This window comes from Paenibacillus sp. 4624, assembly GCF_050435065.1.
In the GTDB taxonomy this organism is placed as follows: domain Bacteria; phylum Bacillota; class Bacilli; order Paenibacillales; family Paenibacillaceae; genus Paenibacillus; species Paenibacillus amylolyticus_D.
The window spans coordinates 238,259-256,292 of sequence record NZ_JBNDJR010000007.1; the positions used below are offsets into that span (position 1 = coordinate 238,259).

The 18,034-nt window shown below is 46.0% G+C and carries 13 protein-coding genes; 11 read left to right on the forward strand and 2 right to left on the reverse strand.

The annotated features are described in order from the left end of the window. The first annotated feature begins 31 nt into the window (after positions 1-31). From ABIE27_RS17580 to ABIE27_RS17590, 3 genes are all read left to right on the forward strand, one after another. Positions 32-1,999 (forward strand): AraC family transcriptional regulator, encoded by a 1,968-nt coding sequence (locus tag ABIE27_RS17580; RefSeq protein WP_123063720.1) that lies wholly within the window; start codon positions 32-34, stop codon positions 1,997-1,999. Between the two features lie 115 nt (positions 2,000-2,114). Next, complete coding sequence (locus ABIE27_RS17585) at positions 2,115-3,140, forward strand: FecCD family ABC transporter permease (protein ID WP_315935099.1); 1,026 nt, start codon at positions 2,115-2,117, stop codon at positions 3,138-3,140. After that, the gene (locus ABIE27_RS17590; RefSeq protein WP_429351092.1) at positions 3,137-4,150 is read left to right on the forward strand and encodes a FecCD family ABC transporter permease; all 1,014 of its coding nucleotides are present in this window, start codon (positions 3,137-3,139) and stop codon (positions 4,148-4,150) included. Before ABIE27_RS17585 ends, ABIE27_RS17590 begins: the two co-directional genes overlap by 4 nt. A gap of 228 nt (positions 4,151-4,378) precedes the next feature. On the opposite strand, the gene ABIE27_RS17595 is transcribed toward ABIE27_RS17590, so the two are convergent. After that, positions 4,379-5,500, reverse strand: a complete 1,122-nt coding sequence (locus ABIE27_RS17595; RefSeq protein WP_240036720.1) for a helix-turn-helix transcriptional regulator — start codon at positions 5,498-5,500, stop codon at positions 4,379-4,381. Between the two features lie 129 nt (positions 5,501-5,629). Here ABIE27_RS17595 and ABIE27_RS17600 point away from each other — a divergent pair, with 129 nt between their 5' ends. From ABIE27_RS17600 to ABIE27_RS17635, 8 genes are all read left to right on the forward strand, one after another. Beyond that, positions 5,630-6,337, forward strand: a complete 708-nt coding sequence (locus ABIE27_RS17600) for a class I SAM-dependent methyltransferase (protein ID WP_429351093.1) — start codon at positions 5,630-5,632, stop codon at positions 6,335-6,337. After that, complete coding sequence (locus ABIE27_RS17605; RefSeq protein WP_429351094.1) at positions 6,321-7,418, forward strand: saccharopine dehydrogenase family protein; 1,098 nt, start codon at positions 6,321-6,323, stop codon at positions 7,416-7,418. Before ABIE27_RS17600 ends, ABIE27_RS17605 begins: the two co-directional genes overlap by 17 nt. Before the next feature lie 74 nt (positions 7,419-7,492). Further along, on the forward strand, positions 7,493-7,786 hold the full coding sequence (locus ABIE27_RS17610; protein WP_123063714.1) for a hypothetical protein: 294 nt from the start codon (positions 7,493-7,495) through the stop codon (positions 7,784-7,786). A 77-nt stretch (positions 7,787-7,863) separates the two neighbouring features. Further along, positions 7,864-9,156, forward strand: coding sequence for an amidohydrolase (locus tag ABIE27_RS17615; protein ID WP_429351095.1), 1,293 nt, complete (start codon positions 7,864-7,866; stop codon positions 9,154-9,156). A gap of 198 nt (positions 9,157-9,354) precedes the next feature. Beyond that, positions 9,355-10,746: a dockerin type I domain-containing protein gene (locus tag ABIE27_RS17620; RefSeq protein ID WP_123063712.1), complete on the forward strand. Its 1,392-nt coding sequence runs from the start codon at positions 9,355-9,357 to the stop codon at positions 10,744-10,746. A gap of 66 nt (positions 10,747-10,812) precedes the next feature. Beyond that, entirely contained in the window at positions 10,813-12,747 is a 1,935-nt protein-coding gene (locus ABIE27_RS17625; RefSeq protein WP_429351096.1) for an S-layer homology domain-containing protein, read from the forward strand. 519 nt (positions 12,748-13,266) lie between these two features. After that, positions 13,267-15,102, forward strand: a complete 1,836-nt coding sequence (locus ABIE27_RS17630) for a UbiD family decarboxylase (RefSeq protein WP_429351097.1) — start codon at positions 13,267-13,269, stop codon at positions 15,100-15,102. 359 nt (positions 15,103-15,461) lie between these two features. Then, a complete protein-coding gene (locus ABIE27_RS17635) occupies positions 15,462-16,574 on the forward strand; it encodes an HD-GYP domain-containing protein (RefSeq protein ID WP_429351098.1) in 1,113 nt (370 codons plus the stop codon). A gap of 83 nt (positions 16,575-16,657) precedes the next feature. On the opposite strand, the gene ABIE27_RS17640 is transcribed toward ABIE27_RS17635, so the two are convergent. After that, entirely contained in the window at positions 16,658-17,878 is a 1,221-nt protein-coding gene (locus ABIE27_RS17640; protein WP_429351099.1) for an MFS transporter, read from the reverse strand. Between the last annotated feature and the right edge of the window lie 156 nt (positions 17,879-18,034).

Below are 18,034 nucleotides of genomic sequence, written 5' to 3' on the forward strand. Positions count from 1 at the left end.
TGGGAAAAAGTGAAATGAGGAGTGCGGATAGATGCAAGAGGAAGAAGCAAGACAGGGATTTACACCGGAGATGATTGATATGATGGCCAGCATATGGACACGTTCGATCATTACATTAATAGATGTACGCTTTCAGAACGTAGCGTCACAATACCCGTTGGAGCAATATAAAATGCCTAGTAGCATGTTTATCTATGCATATGGGGGAGAAGCGCAAATCCAACTGAATGAAACCACATTTGCAATGGAACGCTTTGGTTTAATTCACGGCGGCAAGGGGAGCCTGCTCAGTATCACACCTAAAGGGGAGATTGTGGAGACTTTTATGGTGTTTTATAGAGCAGAATCGCCTCTCTTTTTCAAGAAACATCTGCAACAATTACTGGAGCAAGTCAATCCATTTGTTCAACAGTTTGGATACACCCCAAGTAATCCCATTTTGCTACGCGATTGGTTCCAACGGATGATGAATGGCTGGAAACGTGGCAAGGCGATGGATCAGCTACAGGCCAAAAGTTTTTTTTATCATTTGATTCATGAGGTGTACAGGGATTTGGAGGGTGGTGAGATTCGATATCTCCAGCCAGATCCAGCCTGTTCTGCCAAGAAATATCTCGATAAACATTACAGGGAACCGATTATGTTTCAACAAATTGCCGATATGTTTGGGATCAGTGGGGGACAATTGACGCGGTTGTTCAAAAAAAGGGAAGGGATGAACTTACAGGAGTATCTCATTCAGAGAAGGATTGAAGCTGCCTGTCATGACTTGAAACATACAGAAGCGACGGTTAAAGAAATCGCAACTGGAGCTGGTTTCGCAGATGAGAAAAACCTGTTCCGAATGTTTAAGAAACATTACAAGATGACCCCAAGTGATTATCGGAAAATAAACGCACTATCCATGCAGGTTGATGGTATTGATAATGATTCTCAATTAAATTACGATGAGAGGGAACTAGCGAGTCTAGTCAAGTCTTATAGAGATGGGGAATCAATTATGTTTGGATCATTAAGAAGTAAAGAAATGATTTTGGCAGCGGCGATAAGCATGATGATGTTATTGACGGCATGTACGTCAGGGACGCCAGCGAATAATGGGGGAACGGTGAATACAACACCCGCGCAGACACAGCAGACGACACAACAGGAAGGGGCGGAGACAGGAGCTTCGGAAGCAGTCTCGCAGACCAGAACAATAACCACAGTAAAGGGTGATGTTGAGGTACCTAACAATCCTCAGCGAGTTGTAGTCGATTATTTGGTTGGTGATGTGGTAGCCCTAGGTGTAACTCCTTTAGGTGTGGCAAGAGCGGCAAGGGGCGAGATGGAGCCTGTTTATGCTAACCAGATTACAGACTCCGTAAAAGTAGCCATGGAGCCGGAAGATATCATGACGCTTGAGCCTGATCTCATCATTTTGGCATGGAGCGATGAGTCATATGATGATTTATCCAAAATTGCCCCGACCATTTATGTTCCTTATGGTGATATGACTACAGAAGAGCGGATACATTTTATTAGCGATGTTTTGAACAAGCAGGAAGAGGCTAAGGCTGTTTTGAATGCTTATAACGGAAAAATCGAAGAATCCAAGCTAGCCTTTCAGAATGCGGGTCTATCCGATGTGAAGATTACGGTTGGAGAATTCAGTGATAAAAGTAACTACATAGCTGGAGCCAAGCATGCGGTTGGTGAGCTTGTTTACAATGAACTTCAATTGCAGGCACCTCCAAAGGTCCAAACGGATATTATCGATGCGGATAAATATTGGGGTGATGTCTCCATGGAAGTATTACCCGCTTACTCTGGGGATTATATGATCTTTTTAGGAGATGGAAACGTTGCTGCTGATAATGCAGTGTGGAATTCCATACCTGCTGTGCAACATGATCGGATCGTAAAGGTGGATTCTTCGCTATCTTGGTCCACGGACGTAATGACTTCCAGTGCATTGATTGATTATATTGTTAGTCAGTTGCTGGCATTAGCTAAATAAGAGTTGAACGAAATTTCAAATGAGAACTCCAATTATCAAACATGACCAGTCGAATTTATGGACGTTAATTTCCATATTCGTTTGGATTGTCAATAGGTGATGAAAGGGAAACGAGATGAAAAGCAAGCCTGAACAAAAACGCCGTGGGGCGATGAACTTCACCATGTACATGGCTGTAGGGCTTGGATTAACGGTTCTCATGTCGGCGGCATCGATTATGTTTGGTGCCGCTGATATGAGGTTAGCAACGGTATGGGAGGCTATTTTCCGATTTGATCCAATGCTCACTGAACATCAAATTATTCAAACCATGCGTCTTCCGCGTACCGTAGCAGATCTCATCGTTGGGTGCAGCCTTGCGGTATGTGGCGCTATCATGCAGGGGACAACGCGCAATCCGCTGGCCGACTCCGGGCTCATGGGGATTAGCTCTGGCGCAGCATTTGCAATTGCACTATGCCTGGCCTTTCTGCCGGGTTATTCGTATTGGCAGATGATGTTGTTCGCTTGTCTGGGAGCGGCGATCGCCACCGGTATGACTTACTTTACCGCGTCACTGGGCAATCGCGGAATGACGCCTCAGCGGCTTGTGCTGGCAGGTCTGTCTATTTCAATGTTGTTTGGCGCACTCAGCCAGTATTTGGCGATCAATTATAACCTGGGCCGAGCATTGACATTCTGGACGGCGGGTAGTACAGCGGGGGTCAAATGGGGAGAATTGCTGATTATCTCACCGCTCTTTGTTGGTGGTATACTGCTGGCACTGGCGCTATCCCCTTCCGTTACATTGCTCAGTTTGGGTGATGATGTGGCAAGTGGACTCGGCATTCGCAGCGGACTGGTCAAGATTTTATCGACAATTATTGTACTCGTGCTGACGGGATTGGCTGTTGTTGTGGTTGGCCCGGTTGGTTTTGTGGGTCTGATTACCCCGCATATTGTTCGATATATGGTAGGTGTCGACTATCGATACATTATTCCAGCAGCGGCGTTATATGGTGCGTTGCTGACCGTATCGGCCGATTTGGCTGGACGTTTGATCAATAAACCGTTCGAAACGCCGATTGCGATTATATTTTCCATCATTGGTGTACCGTACTTTCTCTTCTTGGCTCGAAGACAAAGGAGGGAATACGAATGACCAAACGGCGTTATACGGTGAAACGAGGCATTATCATCAATGTAGTGTTTATGGCACTCATCGTTGTGTTTGCGATCATTAGCATGAATTCTGGCAAGATGAATCTTTCACCGCTAGAAGTGCTGAACGTTCTCATAGGAAACGGTACCGATAAGCAGAATCTGATTGTGTTTGATTTTCGTTTGCCACGAATTGTACTTTCGATCTTGGTAGGTCTGGGAATGGGAGCGGCCGGGGTCGTGATGCAGAGTTTGCTGCGCAATGACATGGCTAGTCCGGGAACACTGGGAATTAGTTCGGGCTCGGGTTTGTTTGTCCTGTTCTTCGTTGTATTCATTGCACCAACAGGGAAGAGTTCCTTCATTGCTCTGCCTCTGTTGGCTTTTGTTGGCGGACTACTGGCGGCGGGTTTGATCTTCTTATTATCGTATCGCCGCGGACGAGACATCTCGCCAATCGGTTTGATCTTGACCGGGGTCGCGCTAGGAAGCGGGTATGGAGCGCTGACGACTTTCTTGACACTCAAGCTGGATGATTCGCAGATGAACTTCATGCTGTATTGGCTGGCGGGGAGCCTATGGGGCGATGATTGGGGCTATATTTCCATACTGACACCATGGGTCTTGATCTTACTCGGCTATATTTTTTACAAGGCGCGCATACTGAATGCCCTCCATCTGGGCAATCAGACAGCACAGGGGCTTGGTGTTTCCGTGAAGCGGCAGTTTTTGGGGTTGTCAATCGCTGCTGTTGCTTTATCCTCTGGCAGTGTAGCCGTGGGAGGAAGCTTCTTTTTCGTTGGCTTGATCGCTCCGCATATGGCGAGAAAACTGGTCGGTCCCGATCACAAATTGCTCATTCCGGCTGCCAGCTTGGCCGGGGGACTAGTCGTGGTGATGGCTGACACGATTACGCGCACGGTTAGCCTCGTAGGAGATGTGCCGACAGGAATCGTTATTACAGTCATTAGTGTTCCATATTTTCTTTATTTACTAGCAAAAGCCAAATAACACAATCAATGAAATAGTCTTGATATTTTGTGGAAAAAGGGTTGGTATAACTGCACGCTGCGTTTTAAAGCAGAATGCACGGTATCAAAAGTTCAACGATCGAAGTTACCCTGTATTACCGCTATGCTTTTTAATCAATAGGATATAGAAAAAGGATGCCATTACGAGGAATCGTATTGGCATCCTTTTGATTTTTTCTCATTCGATAGTCAATTTGATACTGGGAAATTACTGAGGATTTATATCGCGGGTTTCATCCGACAGTTGGAAACGGGAAACGAAATACCAGATGAGCTCGCGACGTGAGGATACTTTGGTTTTGGCAAAAATGGATTTCAAATGATCCTGAACGGTGTAGACAGAAATATGCATGGCGGCAGCGATCTCTTTGGACGAATAGCTGCGAAGCACATATCCAAGCAGTTCCCGCTCTCGACTGGATAGACCATGGCTCTCGGCGAGCAAGGGAAGCAAATCCTGCGGCATCGCCTGCTCCAAACGGATGGCAATCTGATGCGGTCCCGCGAGCTGTTGCATAAGACTGGCATGAAGTAGGAGGTAACGCCCATCCGGAAGTTGGATACAGACTTTGGAGGGCGAGTCAGGAGCGACCTGAGTATCTTCAGCCCGTTCTGCCCGATTCTTGCGCTGCAAGTGGGAACTGACTGCACGTACCGGACGTGGCAGAACATCCGGCCCTACATGTTCCAGCGTGCGTAATTGGGACAGCCAATATTGAGCCGGGGCGTTCAGCGATAAGAGCTGGAACGTGTCCGATGTGATCAAAATTCCGGGTTCCTCAGGACTGCCACTCGTGATCTCATCCACAAGCGTCAGACTTGTGGACCGCAGCATCGATGCAATAGAAGCAGTCCAGGTCTGAATCAGCAACCGTTCTTCTTCTGTAAAAAAAGAATTCTCAGTCTTGCGGTACAGCGTCAGGTATCCCCAACAAGCATCTCCGCTGACTAATACAGCGCGCAGTTCATCACCAAACCCCGCTGGCTGAAGAATGTTGATATAACGTGGGCTTTGTTCAGGTTGTGCGTTCATGGACGTATGAAGAGTAGCTGTATGTTCACCGCTGCGAATTAATTCAGCGTATTTATGTATATCTTCTTCCATGTATTCATTGATGAATAACCGATCATGTATGGCTTCAATACCGTCCTCTGTCACGGCTCCTGTGGAGAGAAGAGTCAGAGGATCAACGGTGGTGAAACAGTATGCGTCGTAAGGTACAACCGAATGGATCTGCTTCAGAACAGCTTCCCGGTAGGTACGTGAGGTCCAGGTTCGTTTTTCAAGAGAAGTGATAAGTCTGTGGCTCCGATCAATACGTGATGTCAACAAAGTTTCTCCTCTCTCTGTGCGCATATCCCAATCTTCTGGGATTGTAGGCTCGGCGTATCCTTCTATAATGAAATTAGACGAACAACGAGTCAAGTCTAACTTCAATTCAAGAGGAGTGCGGTGTCCATGAATCACAATCCATCACCGATGAGCTGGAAAACGGCAGATGTTCATCGTTACGAACAATCGATAGCCCTGAAAATTCCGGGTTATTCTCATATGCATGATCTAATGGAACGGCTGCTTGCAGCATCGCTTGCGGATAACAACGATATTCATATACTTGTAGCCGGAGCGGGAGGGGGAAAAGAGATTGCTCTGCTTGGCTCACGCCATACGGAGTGGACAATGACCGGTGTTGATCCTTCACTGCCCATGCTGCAACTTGCTGAGAAACGAGTGGCGGAAGCGGGTATTGGCTCCAGAGTGACACTGCAACCTGTCACAGTTGAACAATTACCGGAGGATGTTGTATATGATGGGGCGACAAGTATGCTCATGTTACATTTCCTTCAAGGGATGGAGGCCAAGAGAACGTTTCTTACCAGCCTCGCAGCGAGACTTAAACCGGGTGCACCATTGATTATTGCGGCTGTAAATGCCGATCTTCGTTCACCTGCACATCCAATCATGATGCAAGCTTGGAAGGATCACATGTTGAGTGTGGGAGTGCTTTCTGAAGAGTGGGAGCATTTTGCTGCTTCCTTGGGCCGTGAATCCGATCCGATATGCTCTGAAGAGATGACTCAGCTGCTGACGGAATGCGGTTTCTCACATAGTACACGTTACTTCGGGGCGTTCTGGGTGGAGGGGTATTATGCAATTCGAAACTAACGTGAAGCCTACAAAAGATCAAATCTGGGTAGTTGGCGGTTATGGTCAAGTGGGGCAGATGATATGTACTCAACTGGGGAAATTGTTCCCGGGCAAAGTATGGGCTGCGGGTACGCGTATGAACCGTGCGGAAGAGTTCAGCAGATCTACAGGTGGTGCTGTACTACCGCTTCAACTGGATGTGACAAAACCTGTAGAGCCGTCCATGTTAAGACCTGTGAAGCTGCTCATCATGTGTGTTGACCAGAGCGATACCCGGTTCGTTGAAGCCTGTGCAGAAGCCGGAACCGATTATATTGATATTTCTGCAAAATATGATTTTCTTGCTCAGGTTGAACAGCTGCACACCAAAATGCAACGTTCCAAATCAACCGCGTTACTCAGCGTAGGACTATCACCGGGAGTGACTAATCTGCTTGTACGTGAAGCAACCATGCATATGGATCAGGTGGAGGAAGCAGATATTACCGTAATGCTGGGACTTGGCGAGAAACACGGGAAAGCTGCCGTGGAGTGGACCGTTGATCAGATGAATGCCACCTACCAAGTGATGCAAAAGGGCAAACCTGCTGAGGTCCAAAGTTTCGGAGATGGCAAATGTATTAATTTTGGAGCAAAACTGGGGCAGCGGAAGGCGTATCGATTTAACTTTTCGGATCAGCATGTGGTTGCTCGTACGTTACGTATTCCAACCGTATCGACCAGACTCTGTCTGGACTCTCGCTGGATCACAAGATCCATGGCAATCTCCAAACGTGCAGGGTTGTTTTCGTTCTTGCGTATCCCGTCTATTCGGAATGGAACGGTTAAGGCATTTGGCCTTATTCCCGGAGGAGAGCCGATGTATGCGGTCAAGGTTGATGCCGTAGGATGGGAAAATGGTGAGCAAATCCGCGTCGAACAACTACTGGTCGGCGCTAAGGAAGCAGATGCAACAGCAGCGGTAGCTGCAGCCGTGGCAGAACGCGTGTATAGAACAGCATTGCCACATGGTGTGTTTCATATTGAACAGGTTCTCTCTTTACAGGACATTCAGGATGCGCTTCATAAGCCTCTAAAGGTGACGACCAAGATCACCTAGTTTCATGTTCTTTTGCTGGCACCCTCCGATCTGCTATGATGGAACAATAATCATAGTATGAATGGAGGGAGATCATGAACTGCGTTGCTGTATTACCTTATTACAAAGTACAGAGAGAAGTGACGGGTCTCACCCAAGAGATTGAGATGAATGCCCGCTCCATGATTCTGTATTCAGATAAAATCGTGACCAAATACCGCGAGTTCAACATCACGGAAGTTTTTGATATGTCTTTTCGCCGGATGGGGGATACAGGTGGGTTTTTCTATCTGCATACGAGTACAGGCGTGTATCCCTATATGGTGGAGATAGATCCCAGGCCATTTATCCAGACATTCCACCAAATGGCGATTGCACGATTAAAATGATTGACCTTGCCGCTGCGTGAAGCCTTACGCTGGATTGGACACAAATCAATAGTTCCAATTCAGAGGAGTGAAAGTACATGAGTATTTTAATTCAGCAAGCAACAATTCTAACGATGCAAGAAGCCGAAGCCCCCTTTACGGGGGATATTCGTATTGAAGGAAATCAGATTGTACAGATCGCCAGTCATATCATGCCTCAACCTGAGGATGAGGTAATCGATGGGCGAAATAAAATAGCGATGCCCGGTCTTGTGAATGCCCACCAGCATTCGCCGATGAGCCTGCTTCGAGGTTTTTCCGACGATTTGAAGCTGATGGACTGGCTGGAGCACAAGATGCTGCCTGCCGAAGCAAGGATGACACCTGAAGATATTTATTGGGGAGCTAAGTTGGGCATTGCAGAGATGATTCGTTCAGGAACGACGGCTTTTGCCGATATGTACATTCATATGAATGAGATCGCGGAAGCCGTCACAGAAATAGGCATACGTGCATCGTTGACTCGTGGTATGGTCTTTATGGAGGATGATGGAGGACGCAGGCTGCAGGAAGCGATCGATCTGGTGCAGCGCTGGTCAGGGAAAGCAAATGGTCGAATCACAACGATGTATGGACCGCATTCTCCTTATACTTGTCCGATGGAACCGCTGCGTGAAGTCATTGCGATGGCTGTTCAAGACGATATTCCACTGCACATTCATCTGGCGGAGACAAAGGAAGAAGTAGAGAAGATTCATAGTCGCTATGGCATGACACCGACGGAATATTTGGAGGAAGCAGGTATGTTTGAGCGAGCACATGTGCTACTGGCTCACGGAGTACATCTGAATCCAGAAGACGTCAGCAGGCTGAAGGGCATGCGCGGCGGTGTCGCCCATAATCCGGTGAGCAACCTGAAGCTCGGGTGTGGCATTGCTCCGGTTGAGGCGATGATCGCTGAGGGGATCACGGTAGGCATCGGCACAGATGGAGCAGGGAGCGCAACGACGCTGGATATGTTCGAAGAAATCAAGGCTGCATGCTGGCTGCAAAAGCTGGACTACGGTGATCCGACCCGGCTCCCAGCACGTCAAGTGATCGATCTGGCGACCCGTGGGAGCGCGAAATTGTTATCGCTTCAACATGAAGTGGGGGTGCTTGCACCTGGATACAAAGCGGATCTCATTCTGATTGACCTTGCCAAACCTCACCTGCAGCCCATTCATAATGTAGAGTCGCTGTTGGCCTATAGCGTGAATGGGGCGGATGTGCACACCACCATTGTAAATGGGCAGATCCTGATGCAGGACAGAAAGTTGCTTACCATAGATGAGGATGAGTTATATCGGGAGGTAAGCACTCGCGCGAGGCGAATTGTGGAAGGAATTTAAAAATATTTTTTTGAAAATTAAATTGAATATGGAAATTTTTTGATGATTGAAACGCTATGGGAGCTTATCCCATGGCATTTTTTGTCGATTGTTAACTGGTAATAGTTCTATAGACCTGTTCAGAATCGGTTCAGAATAGGTCGTTATACTTGCTATGTATCTATACAAAAATCAGATAAACACGAGGAGGAACATGAATTGAAGGGGAAAAATAAACACAATAAATTAAAGCCGATCATGAAAAAAAGCATGTTGGCCGCACTTAGTCTTGGTATTGCCTTGCCTGTAGCCGGTTCACTTCCTCACGCTCTGGCGGGAGCAATTGAGCCGACCATTAACATCTCACGACCGGTACTTAATGATGATATTTATTGGCTAAGCCATTCGTCTGAGCAAGTGGATGCACTACCTATTATGCCTTCTATGCCAATCGGAGTTGATAATAATACGATCATAATTGATTTGAGTACTCATTTTTCTTCTGATAGGTTTACTCAACTCGGTGCGATTTCAGAGAATACGAATGTCGCTCGTGCTTATGTAACTAATGACAATAAACTTGTTGTTGTTCCTTACCGCAGCGGCAAGATCAACATTCAATTGCAGGCTAAAAATGCACTATCCCCAGAAGGAGAAATGATTAGAGACAATATAGAGCTCTATATCAGCAAAAAAGGAGATCTAAACGGTGACGACAAAGTTGATTCTGCGGATGCAGTTCAGCTATACAATTACCTTCGTAACATGGTAACCCGTCGTGGCTTCTCTTATGTAGAGAAGAACCAAGCGGATGTGGATCGAAACGGTGAACCTGAATTGGCAGACATGAACGCTTTGCTAAGTGGTTACGCTAACCAATCACTTGGTGCTAAGGATAATAGCTATGTGTTAACTTTCAAGCAAGTCGATGACGCTCCTTATGCGTTGAATGGCAAGTTAAATGGGGATTTGAAAGTCGGCGCTACGTTAACAAGTAACATCGAATTCTTTGACCCTGATGGTGATACACCCAGATCGATGCTCTATCAATGGTATCGGGGTTCCGAAGCAAGTGGAGAAGGTAAAACAGAAATCATCGGAGCTACTGAAGCCGTATATAAGATTACTGCTGCCGAGCAAGAGAAATATCTCTTTTTACAGGTTACGCCTCAATCGTATTCATCTGATCGTCCTCAAGGCAACCCGGTAGTCCTTCGTAGTGAGTCAACTGTTGCGGTAAAACAGGAGGATATCGTAAGTCTTTCGCCATCGAATGGTTCTACGGAAGTTAAGACTAATGCGCCATTAGTAATTACGTATAATCGGCCTGTAAAAATAAATATGAACAGTTTCTCCAGCATTATCATTAGGAATCTCACTTCTAATCAAATTGAGGCTAATTATATCTTTTTTTTGGGAAATAATTTCAGAGCAAATGATAATAAGGTCATTATTGACAACCCGGGTTTAAAATACGGTGCTAATTATTCTATTGAAGTCTCAAATGATGCCATCATAGCTGCGGATCCGGATGATAATGCTTATATGCAAGGGACTGTCGTAGAACAAAATGGTGTTCAATGGACATTTACAACACAGATACCACAATAATTTAAAATTCTAGCTTGCTCAAAAATGATATCTACCCATTATTGATTCAGACATGGAGGTTATTAGATGATTCAACTGAAAAAGAAACGTCCAAAATTAAGAAAAACGATGTCAGGCCTGATTATGTTGACGTTATTCTCGTCACTTGTTTTGCCGGGCTCCGCAGGAGCTACACCTCCTCAATCATCACAAGTCGAATTGGCGAATGTGAGTGTACAGGCAGGTCAAACCGTTCATGTGCCTGTTGTTATGAAAGCGACGGAACTTCCGATCAAAGCTTATAATATGCAAGTTGACTATGATACAACATCGTTGGAGATTGTACGGATCACTCCAAGAACGATCAATGCAATCACTTCATTCCCAGAACTAAATACTCCATCCGATTTCCAGTACGTTATTAATAACGAGGAAGGATGGGTGCGGATTATCTGGATGGATCTTAGTGAAGTAGAGCATTGGATCGATACAGGTGACCAAATGTTCGATATCGAATTTAAAGCTAAATCCACTGCTACTCCAGGACAAAAACAGCTCATAGTGAATCAGGATGATTCAGAACACTTCCATTTTGAAAACGTAGACTATGGTACTGATGCCCAATTGTCTGGAGGAACAATCACCATTACAGCAGCTAGCTCAGGCGGTAACTCCAGTTCGCCTTCAACGGGTTCATCAGGTGGAGGGGGAGCGGCACCATCTGCTGCACCATCTGTGCCGACTACATCTTCCGCTCCAGTGGCTACTAAAGGTGTAGACATTTACGTGAATGGACAGAAGCAGGAGCAGTCTGCAACTGCATCAACATCCACGATTGATAACAAGGTGACTACAACGATTCAAGTAGATAACAACAAAGTGATTAATCAGGTGGGGAACGGACTTCGTACACTGTTGCTTCCGGTTACAGGCACAGGTACCAATTCGGTTGTCGGTGAACTGAACGGCAGACTCGTGAAGACGATGGAAGGCAGCAATGCACAAGTTGTTATTCAAACGGATACAGGAACGTATACCCTTCCAGCCAGTCAAATCAAGATAGATCAGGTGGTTAAAAAGCTTGGCGCCTCAGCACCATTGGAAGATGTTAAGTTCCAAATTGCGATTACTCCAAGCAATGACACTAAGAAAGCAGCGATTGCGGCGGCAGCAAGCAAAATGGATAATACAACGGTGATTGCGGCTCCGGTTGATTTCGAGGTCAAAGCCGTTTACCAAGGACAACAGGTCGATGTGAATCGCTTCAATTCTTATGTAGAGCGCACGATCACCTTGCCTAAAGACACCGACGGCTCCAAAATCACCACGGGTGTTGTGCTTCAAGCGGATGGTACGATGTTGCATGTGCCAACTAAAGTGATCAAAGGAACAACAAATGATTCCGCGGTAATTAACAGCTTGACGAACAGCACATATGCGTTGATCTACCACCCGGCAACATTCACGGATATTTCCAATCACTGGAGTCGCACGGATGTTGAGGATCTGGCTTCTCGTCTCGTTGTAGAAGGTGCGGGAGATAACACATTTGCACCGGATCGCAGCATTACGCGTGCAGAGTTCACAGCCGTATTACTCAGAGGTCTTGGTCTGCATTCTCCTGAAAGTGCAGTTACGACAACATTTACAGATGTGAAGTCAGACAGCTGGTATGAAAATGAAGTTCAAACCGCAATTTCCTACGGACTGATCTCCGGTTACACGGATAACAGCTTCCGTCCGAACGACGAAATATCCCGTGCCGAAGCGATGACCATCGTTGCACGTGCCATGAAACTCGTAGACTTGGCTAAAGCGGATGCTTCCGAGACGGCGAATCTGCTTGGTGGATATATTGACGGTAGCAAAGTCCAAGCATGGGCTGCGGAGCCTGTAGCCTCAGCAATTAAGCAAGGTCTGGTTCAAGGCGCTGACGGGAAACTGATGGCTGATGCTGACATTAGCCGTGCTCAGACAGCGGCGATTGTGAAACGTTTGCTGGCAAAGGCCGGATTGATCTAATTTATTTTCAAATGATTGTTCATTAAAATGTAATCCTAACAACAATAGAACACCTGCCTCTCGTTTAACGTTATCGTTGAGTGAAAGACAGGTGTTTTTTATTTCAAACGAAAGCTTTGTTTAGAGGCAGATCATTTGATAAAATAGAAGGGACGCCTCAGTACACTTTTAATAGAAAAAGTATATTGGCACATTTTTAGTTTCTTTACTGTGAGCCTTGTCGTGCGTCTATGTGAATATATGAACATAATCTATATAGTTTGAACATTTTATTTACACAATAACGGAGAGGACAGAAAAAACCTGAAAAAGCGAAGCGCTCGCCTAAAAGCTTTCTGCAAGAAAGCTACATCGGAAGCATACGCTTATCACCGGATTTTCCCTTAGGAAAAAGGGAATCAAAAAATCTGGGGATAACAGCTACCCTCAAGGTTATTCTGTCATTGGAGTGCTTCGTGTAAAGAACTTAAGTTCAACATAATCTAGCGATTTTTATTATACACAGAATGGAGCCATACGATGAAATATCGCAATATGGAAGATTGTATAAACGATCTGGAGCAGCATGGTCATCTGATCAGGGTTAAGGAAGAGGTTGATCCGAACCTGGAGATGGCTGCGATTCACATGAAGGTGCACGAGGCTAAGGGCCCGGCGCTGTTATTTGAAAATGTTAAAGGTTCCAAGTTCAAAGCCGTATCGAATCTATTCGGCACCGTTGAACGAAGTAAGTTCATGTTCCGCGAGACACTGGAAGGTGTACAGCGGGTTATGGATGTGCGAGACGACCCTATGAAGGCGCTCAAGACGCCATTCAAGCATATTCGAACAGGACTTGCCGCCTGGCAGGCCTTGCCGAAGCAAAAATCCATCAGCCTTCCGGTATCGGCGCAGGAGATTCAGATTTCCGATCTGCCGCTCATCAAACACTGGCCGATGGATGGAGGAGCATTTGTGACCTTGCCGCAGGTGTATTCGGAAGACCCGGACAAACCGGGCATTATGAATTCCAATCTGGGCATGTACCGTGTACAGCTGAGTGGCAACGACTATGAGATGAATAAAGAGATTGGATTACATTATCAAATTCATCGTGGAATCGGAATCCATCAAGCCAAAGCTGTGAAAAAAGGCGAACCGCTGAAAGTTAGCATTTTCATCGGCGGCCCACCAGCACATACATTATCCGCAGTCATGCCACTTCCGGAAGGATTAAGTGAGATGACCTTTGCCGGCCTGCTTGCCGGACGCCGCTTCAGATATAGCTACAAGGATGGGTACTGCATTAGCAATGACGCGGATTTTGTCATTACGGGGGAGATTTATCCTGGTGAGACCAAGCCGGAAGGTCCTTTTGGCGACCATTTGGGTTACTATAGCCTGACTCACGAATTCCCGCTTATGCGTGTTCATAAAGTATATGCTAAACCGAACGCGATCTGGCCATTTACGGTTGTAGGACGTCCACCGCAAGAAGATACGGCATTTGGCGATCTTATTCATGAAATTACGGGAGATGCCATCAAACAGGAAATTCCGGGTGTGAAAGAAGTGCATGCTGTAGATGCTGCTGGGGTTCATCCTTTGTTATTCGCCCTCGGCAGTGAGCGTTATACTCCTTATACCGATGTGAAGCAACCAACCGAGCTGTTGACCATTGCCAATCGAATTTTGGGAACAGGTCAACTCAGCTTGGCGAAGTATCTGTTTATTACGGCTGAGGATCAGCAACCACTGGATACGCATAAAGAAGTTGAATTTCTGACTTATATTTTGGAACGGATGGATCTGCAAAGGGATATTCATTTTCATACGCATACCACGATTGATACACTCGACTACTCAGGTACGGGGCTCAACAGTGGCAGCAAGGTGGTTATGGCGGCTTACGGAGACAAGATTCGTGAATTGTGCAAAGACGTGCCGGAATCGTTGAAGAATATACGGGGTTATGACAATCCGCAACTGATCATGCCGGGCATGGTTTCCATCCAGACATCGGCCTTCACTACGTATGAAGATACTGCGCGGGAGATGCGAGAGTTTACAGATGTTCTGCAAGAGCGTGGGGGACTGGAATCATGCCCTGTGATTATCGTGTGCGATGACAGTTCGTTCCTGAGTGCAAACCTCAGTAACTTCTTATGGGCTACGTTTACGCGCAGCAACCCGTCACATGACATGTATGGAGTGAATAGCAGTTATAATCACAAGCACTGGGGCTGCGACCAGCTCATTATCGATGCGCGGGTGAAACCACATCAGGCGCCGCCGCTCATTCCCGATGCATCGGTGGAGAAGGGCATTGAACGTTTTTTCGTAAAAGGTGCAAGTTTGGAATCCATTAAACTTTAAGAGACGCTCTGGACGGTTGAATCGTTCTCAAATCGTAAGTCGCATTGTAATAAATTGGTCATGAATCAGGGGTCCAAACCATGTGTTGGGACTCCTTTTTTATTAAGGTTGTTTCGTTTTATTTGCTTGGGGACACGTGAAAAAGTTATAAAATCTCGTATACGCGAAATTAAAAACCGGGATAATACCTTATTACCTATGAGGATAAAGTCTTAGGTGTTCATTTTTGTCTAAATGATTAAGGTCGTTTGGACTATGTAGAAAATGCGGGATTCAAACGATATAAGATGTATAAGTATGTCTCGGCCCCGATCATCCGGGGTTGTTAACTATAATCATTTGTTCAGGGGGAGTTCCGATTGAGAATCCATATTATGAACCTGCAAGACGGGGACCGTCTGACAGCGGATACGTTTAGTGATGCAGGACTGCACATTCTCGGAAAGGGGACTGTCATTCGAAGCGAGGATATTACCTTGCTTATGCAACATCGGGTAGATTACGTAGACATTGAATTGCGTGAGGAAGGAATTACCGAAGCAGAGTTTTTCGCAGCTTCCATGAAACACGCATCGGAATCCAGAAGTAACAGTAGTTCTAGCGGGACAAGCACTGGTGAACAACCTCCTGAAGAAGAGATGAAGTCTCAATTCCTTCAGACTGTACATAACTATCAGAATGCATTTCTGGAAGCGCTGACCGTGGGCAAGTTTAATGCGACGATGGTAGATGATGCGCTGCAGCCTATGGTGGACGGACTTGATGAGCAAAAGGACGTTGTACATCTCCTGATGATGCTGGAACGCGATGACGTTAACAACTATACCCATTCCATACAGGTAGGTCTGTTATCCTTCTATATTGCGAGCTGGCTAGGGTATTCTCAGGAAGAATGTTACAAGATCAGCCGGGGAGGGTACTTGCACGATATCGGCAAGTGTAAGGTTTCACTCCGAATTCGAAATAAAACAGAACCGTTGACTGCAGAAGAACAGCTTGAATTGCAACGTCATACGATCTACGGACATGAAATCATTAAGAACTCCATGACAGATGAAGCCACGGCTTTGGTTGCTTTACAGCATCATGAGCGTGAAGATGGATCAGGGTATCCAATGCAACTCGGCAAAGGTGAGATTCATCCGTATACTCAAATTGTGTGCGTAGCTGATATCTATATTGGTATGCGGACCGGTAAACATGGAGCGAGCAATCCGAACCTGATTAACAATCTCAGAGATATCTATGGCATGGGATTCGGTAAATTGAATGAAAAGGCGGTTCAAGCACTAATGCAGCATTTGCTGCCTAACTTTATTGGCAAACAGGTGCTGCTAAGCAATGGAGAGAAAGGCGTTATTGTCATGAACAATGCGTCCGATATTTTCAAACCGCTTATTAAAGTGGAGTCCGAACAGTATCGTGATCTGTCCAAAGAGCGCACTCTTTCCATTAACGAATTGCTGATTTAAGCCCAAAAAAAGAAAACAGTCAAAACGAGCTTCTTATCATTGGATGAGAAGCTCGTTTTTTGATGAAACAATTTCAACCATTGTTAGCGATCACGCCTCGCTGCAACGAACCGTTCCGACAGACGATCCGCGATCCATACCAGCAAAGCCGTTATACTGACGCCCGCACCTAATATACACACTCCCCTCCAGCCTGACCAGGCATATACTTGTGTAGAAATAATGGAACCAACTGCGCTGCCGATGGAATAAAAGATCATATACGAGGCAGTTAATCGGCTTTGAGCTTCCGGACGGACTTGATAAATCAGACTTTGATTGGTCACATGTACAGCTTGCACAGCAAGATCAAGCAGGATCACACCTACAACCAGAAACCATAATGAAGTATGTAACAAGCTGGTAGGAATCCAGGATAACACTAAAATCATGAGGGAAATACCGGTTGTTTTCTGTCCAGAACCTTGATCGGCTTGTTTGCCAGCTTTGGCGGCAGCGAGTGCTCCAGCAAGGCCTGCAAAGCCAAATGCGCCTATAGCAGCGTGGGATAACGATATTGGGGTCGCACTGAGTGGTAACACAATGGCAGTCCACAATATGCTGAAGGACATAAAAATCAACATGGCTAGCAACCCGCGGATTCGAAGTACATGCAACTCTCTATATAGTCGCAGCGTGGAAGCCAGCAATTGCAGGTAGCCAAGCTTGGACTGTTTGAACGATCGTTGAGGGAGCATGCGCCCTAATACAAATACACTGATCAACGTGAGACTGGCTGAAAATAAATATACAGATCTCCAGCCAAGCCAGTCGTTCATCAAACCGGCCACAGATCGTGCAAGCAAGATGCCAATAACAATTCCGCTGGTTACCCGGCCTACGATGCTCCCTCGCTGGGAGTCGGCTGACAAATGGGCCGCATAAGCAACAAAGGTTTGTGTGATAACGGCTAGTAATCCAACCATGGCAATAGCTGCGAATAAAAGGGATGGTGAAGCAGAAGTACCTACAACGATTAAAGCGAATGCGGATAAAATCATCTGGATCAGGATCAGTTTTCGGCGGTTGACGAGGTCTCCGAGTGGAACAAGCAGTAAGAGGCCAAGCGCGTAACAAATCTGAGTAATGGTAATTACGAGGCCAATGGTTGCAGTGGATAGATGAAATTCGAGTGCGATGGAATCCAGCAAGGGCTGCGCATAATAAATATTCGCTACGGATAGACCGCTACACACGGCAAATACCCATGCCAATGCTCCTGTCATGCTCTGTTTTGTTGAAGATTCCTTATTTGAATGTTGCATAGAATATTGCATGTGTGTCGCATTCCTTTCTTGTTTTATTTTGTACTGATTGGTATGTTATAGATGGGAATAACCATATATTTTATCTTTCTGAATGTCAATAGGGCTCCTGATTAGAAAAAGAGGACACGGTTATTGAGCCATTGAAATGTAATG